The sequence below is a fragment of the Azospirillum mesophilum genome (assembly GCF_053470405.2).
This window is the reverse complement of the sequence record NZ_JBPXMQ020000014.1, coordinates 1-13,467: the sequence shown is the minus strand read 5'-3', so window position 1 is coordinate 13,467 and position 13,467 is coordinate 1. Positions and strand designations below refer to the sequence as shown.

At 68.6% G+C, this 13,467-nt stretch carries 17 protein-coding genes; 14 read left to right on the top strand and 3 right to left on the bottom strand.

Annotated elements, in window-relative coordinates:
• Positions 1 to 62: 62 nt before the first annotated feature.
• Positions 63 to 1,121 (bottom strand): polysaccharide deacetylase family protein, encoded by a 1,059-nt coding sequence (locus ACSVC7_RS15050; RefSeq protein WP_448205277.1) that lies wholly within the window; start codon positions 1,119 to 1,121, stop codon positions 63 to 65.
• A 191-nt stretch (positions 1,122 to 1,312) separates the two neighbouring features.
• Entirely contained in the window at positions 1,313 to 1,867 is a 555-nt protein-coding gene (gene ddpX, locus ACSVC7_RS15045) for a D-alanyl-D-alanine dipeptidase (RefSeq protein WP_448205278.1), read from the bottom strand.
• Positions 1,868 to 1,934: 67 nt separating this feature from the next.
• Here ddpX and tsaB point away from each other — a divergent pair, with 67 nt between their 5' ends.
• A complete protein-coding gene (tsaB, locus tag ACSVC7_RS15040) occupies positions 1,935 to 2,609 on the top strand; it encodes a tRNA (adenosine(37)-N6)-threonylcarbamoyltransferase complex dimerization subunit type 1 TsaB (RefSeq protein WP_448205279.1) in 675 nt (224 codons plus the stop codon).
• Between the two features lie 22 nt (positions 2,610 to 2,631).
• Positions 2,632 to 3,096: a GNAT family N-acetyltransferase gene (locus tag ACSVC7_RS15035; protein ID WP_448205280.1), complete on the top strand. Its 465-nt coding sequence runs from the start codon at positions 2,632 to 2,634 to the stop codon at positions 3,094 to 3,096.
• A gap of 3 nt (positions 3,097 to 3,099) precedes the next feature.
• Here the strand turns inward: ACSVC7_RS15035 and ACSVC7_RS15030 are convergent, their stop codons facing one another.
• Positions 3,100 to 3,354 carry a sulfurtransferase TusA family protein gene (locus ACSVC7_RS15030; RefSeq protein ID WP_448205281.1) on the bottom strand — a complete coding sequence of 85 codons (255 nt, stop codon included), beginning with the start codon at positions 3,352 to 3,354 and terminating at the stop codon, positions 3,100 to 3,102.
• Positions 3,355 to 3,445: 91 nt separating this feature from the next.
• Between ACSVC7_RS15030 and ACSVC7_RS15025 the strand changes: the two genes are divergently transcribed.
• The 12 genes from ACSVC7_RS15025 to ACSVC7_RS14970 form a co-directional block, all read left to right on the top strand.
• A complete protein-coding gene (locus tag ACSVC7_RS15025) occupies positions 3,446 to 3,862 on the top strand; it encodes a Ros/MucR family transcriptional regulator (RefSeq protein ID WP_448205282.1) in 417 nt (138 codons plus the stop codon).
• 253 nt (positions 3,863 to 4,115) lie between these two features.
• Positions 4,116 to 4,937: a GNAT family N-acetyltransferase gene (locus ACSVC7_RS15020; protein WP_448205283.1), complete on the top strand. Its 822-nt coding sequence runs from the start codon at positions 4,116 to 4,118 to the stop codon at positions 4,935 to 4,937.
• A gap of 13 nt (positions 4,938 to 4,950) precedes the next feature.
• Complete coding sequence (locus ACSVC7_RS15015; RefSeq protein WP_448205284.1) at positions 4,951 to 5,763, top strand: lysophospholipid acyltransferase family protein; 813 nt, start codon at positions 4,951 to 4,953, stop codon at positions 5,761 to 5,763.
• Positions 5,764 to 5,867: 104 nt separating this feature from the next.
• Positions 5,868 to 6,077, top strand: coding sequence for a YgaP family membrane protein (locus tag ACSVC7_RS15010; protein ID WP_448205285.1), 210 nt, complete (start codon positions 5,868 to 5,870; stop codon positions 6,075 to 6,077).
• Entirely contained in the window at positions 6,074 to 6,598 is a 525-nt protein-coding gene (locus ACSVC7_RS15005; RefSeq protein WP_448205286.1) for an RNA polymerase sigma factor, read from the top strand. The genes ACSVC7_RS15010 and ACSVC7_RS15005 overlap by 4 nt, the downstream gene beginning before the upstream one ends.
• Positions 6,599 to 6,784: 186 nt before the next feature.
• The gene (gene miaB / locus ACSVC7_RS15000) at positions 6,785 to 8,173 is read left to right on the top strand and encodes a tRNA (N6-isopentenyl adenosine(37)-C2)-methylthiotransferase MiaB (protein ID WP_448205287.1); all 1,389 of its coding nucleotides are present in this window, start codon (positions 6,785 to 6,787) and stop codon (positions 8,171 to 8,173) included.
• 56 nt (positions 8,174 to 8,229) lie between these two features.
• Positions 8,230 to 9,219 (top strand): PhoH family protein, encoded by a 990-nt coding sequence (locus tag ACSVC7_RS14995; RefSeq protein WP_448205299.1) that lies wholly within the window; start codon positions 8,230 to 8,232, stop codon positions 9,217 to 9,219.
• A complete protein-coding gene (gene ybeY, locus ACSVC7_RS14990) occupies positions 9,219 to 9,761 on the top strand; it encodes an rRNA maturation RNase YbeY (protein ID WP_448205288.1) in 543 nt (180 codons plus the stop codon). The genes ACSVC7_RS14995 and ybeY overlap by 1 nt, the downstream gene beginning before the upstream one ends.
• Positions 9,758 to 10,675, top strand: coding sequence for a hemolysin family protein (locus ACSVC7_RS14985; protein WP_448205289.1), 918 nt, complete (start codon positions 9,758 to 9,760; stop codon positions 10,673 to 10,675). The genes ybeY and ACSVC7_RS14985 overlap by 4 nt, the downstream gene beginning before the upstream one ends.
• Positions 10,676 to 10,804: 129 nt before the next feature.
• Positions 10,805 to 12,463: an apolipoprotein N-acyltransferase gene (gene lnt, locus ACSVC7_RS14980; RefSeq protein WP_448205290.1), complete on the top strand. Its 1,659-nt coding sequence runs from the start codon at positions 10,805 to 10,807 to the stop codon at positions 12,461 to 12,463.
• A 112-nt stretch (positions 12,464 to 12,575) separates the two neighbouring features.
• A complete protein-coding gene (locus tag ACSVC7_RS14975; protein WP_448205291.1) occupies positions 12,576 to 13,064 on the top strand; it encodes a helix-turn-helix domain-containing protein in 489 nt (162 codons plus the stop codon).
• Positions 13,065 to 13,349: 285 nt separating this feature from the next.
• On the top strand, positions 13,350 to 13,467 hold a 118-nt coding region (locus ACSVC7_RS14970), incomplete at its 3' end, for an S-adenosylmethionine synthetase N-terminal domain-containing protein (RefSeq protein ID WP_483508404.1).

The window sequence follows — 13,467 nt, the reverse complement described above, 5'->3', positions numbered from 1 at the left end:
AAGGGCACGGGGAGACCCGTGCCCTTTTTGTTTGCGCGGGAACTTATTCCGGGCCGTGAAATCTATTCCGGAACGACGAACTGCATGCCCAGCCAGCGCCAGCGGCCGTCCGCCGTCGGCAGGGTGCAGTTGACGCGGGCGCGGCCGGGGGCGAAGGCGTCCTTGATGCGGACCTCCACCCGGTCCTCCGCAATGCGCTCCAGCGCCGTGCGGCCCTGGCCGGAGGCGAAGCAAGCCAGCCGCGACAGGTCGCCCACCCCCTCCGCCACGGTGAAGCCCAGCGGCGGCGGGTTGACGGTCAGCAGCGGGTCGTCGGGCGTCAGGTCGGTCACCGGCAGCGGCAGCGCGTTGGCGGCCAGCCGGAAGCGGTCGACGCTGCCGAAGCTCTCGTTCATCACGAAGCGCGGCAGGCTCCAACGGTCGGCGTTGGCGTGCAGCACGCCGGACTGCTGGCCGAAGGCGGCGGTGAAGCCCTGCTCCGTCACGATGGTGCGGACGGCGGAGGACACCTCCCCCTGCGGGTAGGCGAACAGGGTCGGGCGCTGGCCGGTCTCCGCCTGGATGCGGTCGGCCATGCGCTTCAGCTCCGCCCTGATGTCGGCGGCCGGGCGGTTCACCAGCGACTGGGTGGAGGCGCCGAGGCCGCCGATGGTCACCCCGGCGGACGTCAGCTGCCGGACCTCCGCCCAGGTCATGTGGGCGGGGGAGCCGCGGTCGATGGCGTCGGTGGCGACGAACAGGGTGAAGGGCAGGCCGGCTGCCTTCAGGCGCGGCCAGGCCTCGCGGTAGGCGGATCGGCTGGCCTCGTCGATGGTGATGGCCACCGTCCGGTCGGGCAGCGGCGCGCCGGAACGCAGGGCCTCCAGGATCTTCGGCAGGGGGAGGACTTCGTACTCGCCGTCCTCCAGCTCGTCCAGATGGGCTTCGAACTGGTCGAGGCGGATGCTGATCGAGGGGGTCTGGTCCTCGCCGAAGCGGTCGTAGGCGAAGACGACGGCCGTTGGGGTGCTGGCCATTGGGGCGCCGGGCGCCTCCGCCGCCACGGCGGGTCCGCCCGCCCAGGCCTGGAAGACCCAGGCGGCGGCCACGGCGAACAGTGCGGCGGCGCGTCGAAGCGGCATATCGGCCCATGCGGATCGTGAAACCGGACGGCGGTCCGGCTTACCCCGGGTGGTGTGACACATCCGGGCCGTGGTGAACAAGTCCGCAACGCCCGTATATGACCCCGCGGCGTGCTGCCGACCACCGGTTGATGCAGGGATGCAACAAACAGCCCCGCATCCGCTCAACCAAACACCCGGTCAGGTGCCCATCAGCAGCCCATCAGCAGGCCGCCCGCCGCCGCGTCGGTCAGCAGGGGATAGCCGTCGGCGTCGGGAAGCTGGTAGTGCCACCACTCGCAGGCGTAATGCCGCCAGCCGGCCGCCGTCATGATCCCCAGCAGCAGGGCGCGGTTGCGCTGTTGGTCCGGGGTCAGGTCGGTGCGCGCGTGGTGCGAGCGGTCGGTCATGTCGTCGAAGCCGGTGCCCATGTCCAAGGGCCGCCCGGAACCGTCAGCCAGGGTCAGATCCACCGCCACCCCGCGAGAATGCATGGAGCCGATGCGCGGGTCGGCGATGTAGGCGGGGTCGGGGAAGGCTTCCCAAAGCCTCCATTGCGCCTCGACCGGCCGGAAGGCATCGTAGATGCGCAGCCGGCAACCGATGCCGCGGGCAAGCCCGATGGCGGCGCGCAGCCGCTCCGCCGCGTCCGGGTGCAGCAGGCAGACGGGCTGGCGGTAGATCGGAACGCCGGCCAGATTGTCGGGCGTGGCGTAGAGCAGGTCGAGATCGACGTCGAAGGCCGGCGGTGCGATGGGCGTGAGCATGGCCGCTGTTTAGCACGGCCCCGATCGGTTACAGAAGCCGCTGGTAAGAGCAAAAGGTGTGGAAACGATGAGGGTTCTGGGATTGGACACGGCCACGTCGGGATGCTCGGCGGCGGTGTGGGACGACGGGCGCGTCACCGCGCGCCGGGCGGAGCCGATGGCGCGCGGCCAGGCGGAAGCGCTGGTCCCCATGGCGGAGGCGGCGCTGGCCGAGGCCGGGGTCGGCTTCGACGGTCTGGACCGCATCGCGGTGACGGTCGGCCCCGGCGCCTTCACCGGCCTGCGCATCGCGCTGGCGGCGGCGCGCGGCTTCGCGCTGGCCGCCGGCCTGCCGGTGGTCGGCATCACCACCTTCGAAGCCATCGCCCACGGCCTGCCGGAGACGGAACGCGCCGGGCGGGCGGTGCTGGTGGCCGTGGACTCCCGCCGGGCCGAACCCTTCCTCCAGCTCTTCGCCCCCGACCTCGCGCCGATGGGGGAGCCGGCGATGCCCGATCCGGCCGCGATCCCCGGCTGGCTGGACGGGCTTTACGCCCGGGGGCCGCTGCTGGTCGCCGGCGACGGGGCCGGGCTGCTGCGTCTGTTGCTGGAAGGCCGGCCGGACACCGCTTTCGCGAGCGGGCCGGGCATGCCGGACGCCGCCGTGGTGGCGGCGCTGGGGGCGGAGCGCGCGGCCGGCCTGCCGGCCCAGCCCTTCTACCTGCGCCCGCCCGACGTCACGCTGCCGCGCCAGCCCTCCTGAGCACCATCATGAGCCCTGCATCATGAGCACCGACATCCTGTTGCGGCCGGCCGGCGTCCTGGAGGCGCCGGTGCTGGCCGAACTGCAGCGCGTCTGCTTTCCCGAGGATCCCTGGGGGGCGGAGTCCATCGCCACGCTGGTGGGCCAGCCGGGCAACTTCGCGCTGCTTGCGCTGCACGCGGGGGAGCCCATCGGTTTCGTCATGGCACGCGTCGCGGCGGAGGACGGGGAAATCCTTGCCATCGGTGTGCTGCCGGAGGCACGGAGCGGCGGCGTGGGGCGGCACCTTGTCGCGGCGGCGCTGGACGGGGCGCAGCGGCTCGGCGCCACCGCGCTTTTCCTTGAAGTTGCTGAAGACAACGGCGCGGCGCAGGCCTTGTATAAGGCCAGCGGTTTCTTTCCGGTCGGCCGGCGGCCCGGATATTACAAGCGGCCGGACGGAAGGGTTGCCGCGCTCGTCCTGCGACATTCCTATGCAAACGAATAGATTTTAACCTTTACGGACCAAAAGGCGGTGGATCCCGGCCGGATCATCCGGATTTTCGGGCATTACGGCCAGAATGGAGTGACCCAGCTCAGCCAAGGATCGGGGTACATTCTCCAAGGGTTCGCCAGCGTTCAGCCGCACTTCCAGCGTCTGCCCCGGGGCCATCCGCTCCACCGATAACTTGGTTTTGACGAAGGTTAACGGGCATACGTCCGTGGTGATGTCCAAAAAGAAATCGGGCGAGTTTTTTTCGTACACTGCTTCCTCTTTGCGATCAAAGGATGGATATTGCACACGGCCTCAAACCTCTTTATATGGAGAGGAACGCCAAGCCGCGGAGCAAGCTTACATGAGCAATGGGAACCCTTCCAACGCGCTGTTGTCTCTGACCACGGAGATCGTTGCGGCGCACGTCTCCAACAATACAGTGGCTCTCAGCGATCTTCCGACGCTGATTGAGCAGGTCTACAAGTCTCTGGCGAACGTCGGCACGGAGCCGGTTGCGACGGAAGAGCGTCCGCAGCCCGCTGTGCCCATCAAGAAGTCGGTGACTCCCGATTACATTGTGTGCCTGGAGGACGGCAAGAAGCTGAAGATGCTGAAGCGCCACCTCAAGACGGCCTACAATATGTCGCCGGAGGAATACCGGGACCGTTGGGGTCTGCCGGCCGACTATCCCATGGTGGCCCCGAACTACGCGCGCCAGCGCAGTTCGCTGGCCAAGCAGATCGGGCTCGGCACCCGTGCGCGTCGCGGTGCGGCGTAAGGTCAGTCTGGCTTGAGCGTCGGTTTCCGGCGGACCGCCGATCCGGTCGGTCCGCTCCGGAGCCTTTTTTGGTTTCGGAACGCTTTTTTGCTCCGTCCAGCCTGCGACAACGCGCCTGCCGATGCCGCAATCGGCGACGAGGCGGTTGACCGGCAACCAGCCCTTTGTGTTATCCCTGTTGTGTGATTGAACCGGGCTCCGGATGGGGTGCGGGTCGTCGCCATGAACACGAACAACGCCAGCGAACCGTCGAATGGCTGATACAAGCACGGACCAGGGCAGTTCGTCCGAACTGCGCATGGGCTCCCTGGAAGTGCGGCTGGCCGAAACGGCCGCCGAGATCGACTGGGCGCAAGCGCTGCGCTACCGCGTCTTCTACGAGGAGATGTCGGCGGTCCCGACCCCCGACATGGCGGCGCGCCACCGCGACTTCGACGACTTCGACACGCTGTGCGACCACCTGCTGGTGATCGACCACGCGCGCGGCGACGGGCCGGAATCCGTGGTCGGCACCTACCGCCTGATCCGCCGACCGGCGGCGGCGAAAGCCGGGCGCTTCTACTCCAGCGACGAATACGACATCAGCCGGCTGGTCGCCCATCCCGGCGAGATCCTGGAACTCGGCCGGTCCTGCGTGGACGCCGCCTACCGCACGCGCGGCAGCATGCAGCTGCTGTGGCGCGGCATCGCGGCCTATGTGTTCCACCACGACATCGCGCTGATGTTCGGCTGCGCCAGCCTGCCGGGCACCGACCCCGCGGCCCTGGCCGAGCCGCTGGCCTACCTCCACCATTACCACCTCGCCCCGCCGGAGCTGCGCCCCGTCGCCCTGCCGGAACGGCACGTCGGCATGGACCTGATGCCGCGCGACCAGATCGACCCGCGGCGCGCGCTGAACGTGTTGCCGCCGCTGATCAAGGGGTACCTGCGGCTGGGCGGCTTCATCGGTGATGGCGCGGTGATCGACCACCAGTTCAACACGACGGACGTGTCCATCATCGTGAAGACGGACCTCATCACCGACAAATACTCCAAGCACTACGAGCGGCGCAGCCGCGACGCCCAGATTGCATGACGGGCAAGTTCGCATGAGCGCGGTGGACGCCTCCGGTTGTCACCCCCTGGGATCGCCGGTCCGCGGCGCCCTGCGTCTTGTCGTCTATCTCGCCTGGACGCTGCTGCTGGTGCCGCTCCAGCTGCTCGCCCAGACGCTGAAGCTGACGGCGCGGTACCGGATCCCGCTGGTCTACCACCGGATCTGCGCCCGCATCCTGGGCTTCGACGTGGTGGTGCGCGGGGAACGCGCGGCGGACGGGCCGGTGCTGTTCGTCTCCAACCATTCCTCCTACCTGGACATCACCGTTCTCGGCTCGCTGATCCCCGGCTCCTTCGTCGCCAAGAGCGAGGTGGCCGGCTGGCCCTTCTTCGGCTTTCTGGCGAAGCTCCAGCAGACCGTGTTCGTGGAGCGCAAGGCCCGCGCCGGCGTGGAGCGGCAGCGCGACGAGCTGGGCGCGCGGCTGGACGCCGGCGACAGCCTGATCCTGTTCCCGGAAGGCACCTCCAGCGACGGCAACCGCACGCTGCCCTTCAAGACGGCGCTGTTCGCGGTCGCCGCCCGGCGCATCGACGGCAAGCCACTGACCGTGCAGCCGGTCAGCATCACGCCGACGCGGTTGGACGGCATCCCCATGGGCATCGCCTTCCGGCCCTTCTACGCCTGGTACGGCGACATGGACCTCGCCCCGCACCTGTGGACGGTCTTCACGTTGGGCCGCATGACGGTGGAGGTGGAATTCCACCCGCCGGTGACCATCGACGGCTTCTCCAGCCGCAAATCGCTCGCCGAACATTGCCAGCGCGCCGTCGCGCGCGGGGTGGAGCGTTCGGTGTCGGGACGCTGATCAAAAAATTTTGGAAAAAATGCAGCGGCCCGCGAATCCTTTTGCCGCCCTCCGGCCTCTTACGGGTTGAGGCGTCCCGCCTCGGCTTGTTTCGGAGGATTGTCATGGCGTTCTACAGGAAGAACATCGGCGGCGTGCATCAGGCGGTTCGGGTGGCGGGCGGCCTTGCCGTCGCGGCCGGGGCCTTCGTGTCGCTGTCCGGCGCGGCCGTGTGGCTGGTCGCCGCCGGCGGCGCGGCGTTCGCCCTGACCGGACTCGTCGGTTACTGCCCGATGTGCGCGGTCGCCGGCATCGGCAAGGAAGGCCCTGCATGAGGGCGGCGATCACGGCTGATTTGCCGGCCGATTTGTTCGAGGCGGCGCGCCTGGGAGACCAGGGCGCCATCGTCCGCCTGCTGGAAAAGGCGCAGCCCGACATCCGCCGCTACGCCCGCGCGACCTGCCGCACCTCGGCGGACGCCGAGGACGCCGCGCAGGAAGCCCTGTGGCGGCTGTTCCGGCACGTCGGCACCATCCGCACGCTTTTGTCCTTCTCTGGCTGGCTGTTCAGCGTGGTCCGGCGGGAATGCCTCCGCCTCGCCCGCCGGGCTGGAGCGACGGTCGCGGAGAGCGAGGCCGAAGCGGTCCTGCTCGACCGGACGGAGGCCGAGCTGCGGCTTGACGTGGCGGCGGCCTTCGAGGCCTTGCCGCCGCACTACCGCGAGGTCGCGCTGATGCGCGACGTCAACGAAATGACCATCGACGAGATCGCCACGGCGCTCGGCACCACGCGGCAGGCGGTGAAGGCCCGCCTGCACCGCGCCCGCCTGCTGCTGCGCGAATATCTGACGCGGTGACGCATGATCGGTGACGCATGGCCGTTCCCCTGAACCGGGATGAGCCTGCGGTTGACTCGTTTTGCCGCACTCGTGTTACCATATTGGCTGGAAGCGATGCCGCGACGCGGCGGATCGCGCGCCTGACGGGTCCAAAATCGATGGGCCGTCTCGGCGCGCCTTTTTGTATTGGTGCGGAAGGGATCGTTGAGTAAGAAGCTCTTCATCAAGACCTGGGGCTGCCAGATGAACGTCTACGACTCCGCCCGCATGGCGGATGTCCTGGCACCCCTGGGCTACCGGCCGGTGGACGAGCCGGACGGCGCCGACATGGTGATCCTCAACACCTGCCACATCCGCGAAAAGGCGTCCGAGAAGGTCTTCTCGGAGCTTGGCCGCCTGCGCCTGCTGAAGGACAGCAAGGCCGAGGCCGGCGACGGCCGCATGATCGTCGCGGTGGCCGGCTGCGTCGCGCAGGCGGAAGGCGAGGAGATCGTCGCCCGCGCGCCCTACGTGGACATCGTCTTCGGGCCACAGACCTACCACACCCTGCCGGAGATGGTCGCCAAGGCCAGCCGCAAGGCTGGCAGCGTGCTGAACACCGACTTCCCCGTGGAGTCCAAGTTCGACTTCCTGCCGGACGAGAGCGCCGCCCAGGGCGTGACCGCCTTCCTGGCCGTGCAGGAGGGCTGCGACAAGTTCTGCACCTACTGCGTCGTGCCCTACACGCGCGGGGCCGAATTCTCGCGCAACGCCGACCAGATCCTGGCGGAGGCCCGGCGCCTCGTCGCCAACGGCACGCGGGAGATCAACCTGCTGGGCCAGAACGTCAACGCCTGGCACGGCGACGGGCCGGACGGGTCGACCTGGGGCCTGGGCCGGCTGATCCGCGCGCTGGCGGAGATCGACGGGCTGGCGCGCATCCGCTACACCACCTCGCACCCCAACGACATGGACGACGACCTGATCCGCGCCCATGCGGAGGTGCCGCAGCTCATGCCGTACCTGCATCTGCCGGTGCAGGCGGGCTCCGACCGGGTGCTGGCGGCGATGAACCGCAAGCACACCGCCGACGACTACCGCCGCGTCATCGACAAGCTGCGCGCGGCCAACCCGGATCTGGCGCTGTCGGGCGACTTCATCGTCGGCTTCCCCGGCGAGAGCGATGCCGACTTCGCCGACACGCTGCGCATCGTGACCGACGTGGGCTACGCCCAGGCCTATTCCTTCAAGTACAGCGCGCGCCCCGGCACGCCCGCCGCCCTGGAGCATTCCCAGGTGCCGGAGGATGTGAAGGACGCCCGGCTGGCGGCGCTCCAGCAATTGCTGAACGCGCAGCAGCAGGCCTTCAACCAGAGCTTCGTCGGCCGCACCGTGCCGGTGCTGTTCGATCGCAAGGGCAAGCACGCCGGCCAGCTGCTGGGCAAGAGCCCCTTCATGCAGTCGGTCCATGCCGAAGCGAACGACCGGCTGTTGGGTCGAATCGTGGAGGTGCGGATCGACGCCGCCCACCCGAACAGCCTCGCCGGCACCATCGTAACGGGCGAATTCCAAACGTCCCTAAACGGGACTCAACCGCTGGAGGCCAGTGTTTGAACGGCTTGCCGGATCAGCGCATCGACCTGAATTTCGACGACAACCGGCTTCTGCCGATGCTGTACGGGGAGCATGACCGCCACCTCGCGCGCATCGAAAACCAGCTGGGCGTCTCCCTGATTTCCCGAGGCAACACGCTGACCATCGCCGGCCCATCGGAGTCCGCCGAATCCGCGCGCTCGGCGCTGGACGCCCTGTACGAGCGGCTGAAGCGCGGCATGCCCGTCGGCACGGGGGAGGTGGATGCCGCCGTCCGCATGGCCACCGGCGTCGGTGGTGCTGTGCGCGACCAGAACCTCGCCACGCTCAGCCGGGCGGAGATCGCGGTGCGCACCCGGCGCAAGGGGGCCATCACTCCCCGCTCGCCCATGCAGGCCACCTACCTCCAGGCGCTCGCCGAAAGCGAGATGGTCTTCGGCCTCGGCCCGGCGGGCACGGGCAAGACCTACCTCGCCGTGGCGCAGGCCGTGGCGATGCTGACGACGGGGCAGGTGGACCGCATCATCCTGTCGCGTCCCGCCGTGGAGGCCGGGGAGCGGCTGGGCTTCCTGCCCGGCGACCTGAAGGAGAAGGTGGACCCCTACCTGCGCCCGCTCTACGACGCGCTGCACGACATGCTGCCGGCGGAGCAGGTGAAGAAGCGGCTGGAGTCCGGCGAGATCGAGATCGCCCCGCTTGCCTTCATGCGCGGCCGCACGCTCGGCAACGCCTTCGTCATCCTGGACGAGGCGCAGAACACCACGCCCATGCAGATGAAGATGTTCCTCACCCGCCTGGGCGAAGGCGGGCGCATGGCGGTGACCGGCGACATCTCGCAGACCGACCTGCCGGCCGGCACCAAGTCCGGCCTGCGCGAGGCGCTGGACATCCTGCAGGGGGTGGACGGCATCCGCTTCGTGCATTTCACCGACGTGGACGTGGTGCGCCACCCGCTGGTCGCCCGCATCATCCGCGCCTACGACCGCTTCGACGCCCAGCCCAAGCCCGCCCGCCGGCCCGCCGCCGGCAATGGGAACAGCGGCACGGACGGGGAGGGGACACCGTGATGGCCGTGGATGTCGTTGTTTCACGTGAAGCCGGCGACTGGGCGGACAACGCCGAATGGCTGTCGGAGCGCGCCGCGCTGGCCGCGCTGTCCGTCACCTACGACGAGGACGAAGGGCCGGCGGAGCTGTCCATCGTGCTCGCCGACGACGCGCTGGTGCACCGCCTGAACCGCGAATACCGAGGCAAGGACAAGCCGACCAACGTCCTGTCCTTCGCCCTGACCGAGGCGGAGGAGCCCGACGCGGGCGAGGACGCTCCCGTCATGCTGGGCGACGTGATCCTGGCCTGGGAAACCGTCGCCCGCGAGGCGGAGGAGCAGGGAAAGACGCCTTCGGACCACATGACCCACCTTGTGGTGCATGGCGTTCTGCACTTGTTGGGGTATGATCACGAGACGGACGAGGATGCCGAGGAGATGGAGCAGCTGGAGGTCCAGGTGCTCGAAACCCTCGGGATCGCCGATCCGTACGCCACAACGCGAACCTCTTCCGGAACCCCTCCGGGAGAGGCGAACCTGGACGAACAACCGCCGGACCGATGAGCGAAATATCCGACAGTCGAACGCCCCGTGAAGACGGGGCCGAAGACCACCATTCCCTGGGCCACCTGTTCAAGGGGTGGCTCCGCACCGTCATCGGGGGGCGCGACGACGCGACCCTCCGCGCCACGATCGAGGAATTGATCGAGGAGCCGGACGGCGAAGAGGGATCCCTGGGGGCGGGCGAACGCGCCCTCCTCGCCAACATCCTCAAGCTCCGCGACCGCACCGTCGACGACGTGATGGTGCCGCGCGCCGACATCGTGGCGGTGGAGGTGGACACGCCGTTCCCCACCCTCGTCCAGCGCATGGCGGAGGAGGCCCATTCCCGCCTGCCGGTCTACCGCGAGACGCTGGACGAGGTGGTGGGCATGGTCCACATCAAGGACGTGCTCGCCGCCGTCGCGAAGGGCCTGACGGTCGAGCTGAAGGACATCGTCCGCGACCTCTCCATCGTCGCCCCCAGCATGCCGGTGGTGGACCTGCTGGTGCAGATGCGCCAGAAGCGCCAGCACATGGCGCTGGTGGTGGACGAGTTCGGCGGCATCGACGGCCTCGTCACCATCGAGGATCTGGTGGAAGAAATCGTCGGCGAGATCGAGGACGAGCACGACGAGGAAGCCCAGCCGCGCCTCGTGGAACGCCCCGACGGCTCGATCATCGCCGACGCCCGCGTCTCCATCGAGGATTTCGAGGAGCGCGTCGGTTCCTTCCTGACCGAGGAGGAGCGCGAGGACGTCGACACGCTCGGCGGCCTGGTCGTCTCGCTCGCCGGCCGCGTGCCGGGCCGCGGCGAGATGCTGACCCACCCCTCCGGCATCGAGTTCGAGATCGTCGAGGCCGACCCCCGCCGCATCAAGCGCCTGCGCGTCCGCAACACCCCCGCCAACAACTCCGCCCTGGCGGAGGTGGGCTAGTCGTCGTTCCCCTTCCTCCTCCGTGGGGAAGGGGAACGCGTTTTTTCCGTCATCCCCGCCTCTCGCGCTGGCGAAGCCAGCGCTGACGGCGTCAGGCGGATTGAAAATCCGCTGAGAGCCTGCGCGGGGATGACGATGAAGGTTGCCGCGCTGCTCCCCACCTACGGTGGGCAGCCCCGCCACACCGGAGTCCATTCCTTGTCCCTGTCCGACACCCTGACCACCCCGGTTCCGCGGCACCGGTTCCCGGCGCGCCTTGCCCAGCTTGCCGGATGGCGGCGGCTGGCCGTGGCGGCGGGCTTCGGCGGGTTGGCGACCTTCGCGCTGCCGCCGGCCTGCGCCGTGCCGTTGCTGCTGATCGCCTTTCCGGGGCTGCTCTGGTTGCTCGACGGGGAGCGGACGGGGCGGCAGGCCTTCGCGGTCGGCTGGTTCTTCGGCTTCGCCCATCATCTGCTCGGCCTCTACTGGATCAGCGCGGCGCTGTTCACCGACATCGGGCGCTTCTGGTGGGCGCTGCCGCTGTCGGCGGCCGGGCTGCCGGTCCTGCTGTCCATGTTCACGGGCTTCGCCACGCTGCTCGTCTGGAAGACGCGGGCGACCGGGCTGGCGCGGGTGGTCCTGTTCGCCGCGTCCTGGGCGCTGTTCGAATGGCTGCGCGGCCATGTCTTCACCGGTTTCCCGTGGAACCTGATCGGCTACGGCTGGACCGGCTTCCTGCCGGTGCTGCAGAGCGTGTCGCTGTTCGGCATCTATGGCCTCAGCCTGCTGACAGCCCTGGTCGGGGCGCTGCCGGCCGCGCTCGGTGATCCGGCCCTGCCGCCGCGCCGGGCCTGGGGGGCGCTGGCCGCCGGGCTGGCGCTGTTCGTGGGGCTGGGCGTGTGGGGTGAACTCCAGCTTGCCGGCGCCCCGACGGAAACGGTGCCGGGGGTGCGGCTGCGGCTCGTCCAGCCGGCCATCGACCAGCGGCTGAAATGGGCGCCCGGCGAGAGGGTGCGCAACGTCCAGCAGCAGCTCGACCTCTCCGCCGAGCCTCCGTCGGCACCGTCGGCCGAGCCCCCCACCCACATCATCTGGTCGGAAACGGCCGTCCCCCTGTTCATGGAACAGGATGCCCGCGTGCGCCAGGCGCTGGGCTCGGTGACACCGCCGGGCGGGCTGGTGATCACCGGCGCGCCGCGCGTGACCATGGGGGCGGACGGGGAGCAGCGCTACTACAACAGCCTGCTGGCGGTGGACGGCAGCGGCGCTATCGCGGGCAGCTTCGACAAGTTCCACCTCGTGCCCTTCGGCGAATACATGCCGCTGCGGAACTGGCTTCCGGTCGGGGCCATCGCCGGCAACGGGGCGGAGTTCTCGGCCGGGCCGGGGCCGGTGACGCTCGACCTGAAGGGCCTGCCGCCGGTCAGCCCGCTGATCTGCTACGAGGTGATCTTCCCTGGTGCGGTGGTGGACCACGCCCACCGGCCCCAATGGATGCTGAATCTCACCAACGACGCCTGGTACGGCAACACCGCCGGCCCGCATCAGCATTTCGCCATCGCCCAGACCCGCGCGGTGGAAGAGGGGCTGCCCCTCGTGCGCGTCGCCAACACCGGAATCTCCGGCGTCGTGGACGCCTACGGGCGGGTGACGGCCATGCTCGGCCTCGGTCAGCGGGGCATCGTCGATGCAGCCTTGCCAAAAGCACGCCCGGCTCCCACCCTTTACGGTTGGGTGGGAGATGGTCTTTTCGGGGTAATGCTCCTGTTCTGCCTTGCCCTCGGTCTGCTCGCTCGACAACGCCGCTAGCGCAACCAACAATCTTTTTCAACCACGCGCATCGGGAGCGGCAGGGGCACCCTTGACTGCATACATGGATATGTCGTATCAAGGTTGCACAACTGTTTCAGGGAATTAGAGAATGCCAGCAACAGCAACGCGGGGCCGCCGTGCGTCAGCCGGCCGTCCCAAGACGGGAAAGCCGAATCCGATTGACGTCCATGTCGGTTCCCGCGTCCGGTTGCGCCGGACCCTGTTGGGGATGAGCCAGGAAAAGCTGGGCGAGGCCATCGGCCTGACGTTCCAGCAGGTCCAGAAGTACGAGCGCGGCGCGAACCGCATCGGCGCTTCCCGCCTGTTCGACCTCAGCCGCGTCCTGGACGTGCCGGTGTCGTTCTTCTTCGACGACATGCCGGCCGAAGCGGCCTCCGCGCCGGTTGACGACGACGAGGCGGGCGCCGGTGGTTACGAGGAACGTTCGGGCGGCTACGAGCCGGACCCGATGGCCAAGCGCGAGACGCTGGAACTGGTGCGGGCCTACTACCGCATCAACGACCCGTCGGTCCGCAAGCGCCTGTTCGAGCTGACCAAGGCGGTTGCCAACGCCGGCATGGCCGACGCCGCCGAATAACCGCCGACCGGGTTGGACGTGTGAACGCAGTGGCCCGATTTTTTCGGACCGCGTGTGATACGGGGCCTGTGATACGGGGCCTGTGATACGGGGGATGTGACCGGACGGTCGCATCCCCCGAATTCATTGCGGGTGGAACCGGGTTTCTACCCCCGTTCTCCTGGGAGATCTCTTGACCCCGACCGCAAACCTTGTCACATACGGCGAAGATCGGGTTTTCCTCGGGTGCTGTACCGGTCGCCATTGTTTTGTGTGAAATAGCCCCGTCCATTGCCGAGGTTCGCCGTGGCCAAGCTCAATTACGTCTTCACCAGCGAGTCCGTGTCCGAAGGCCATCCGGACAAGGTGTGCGACCGCATCTCCGACGCGATCGTCGATCTGTACCTGTCCCACGATCCCTACG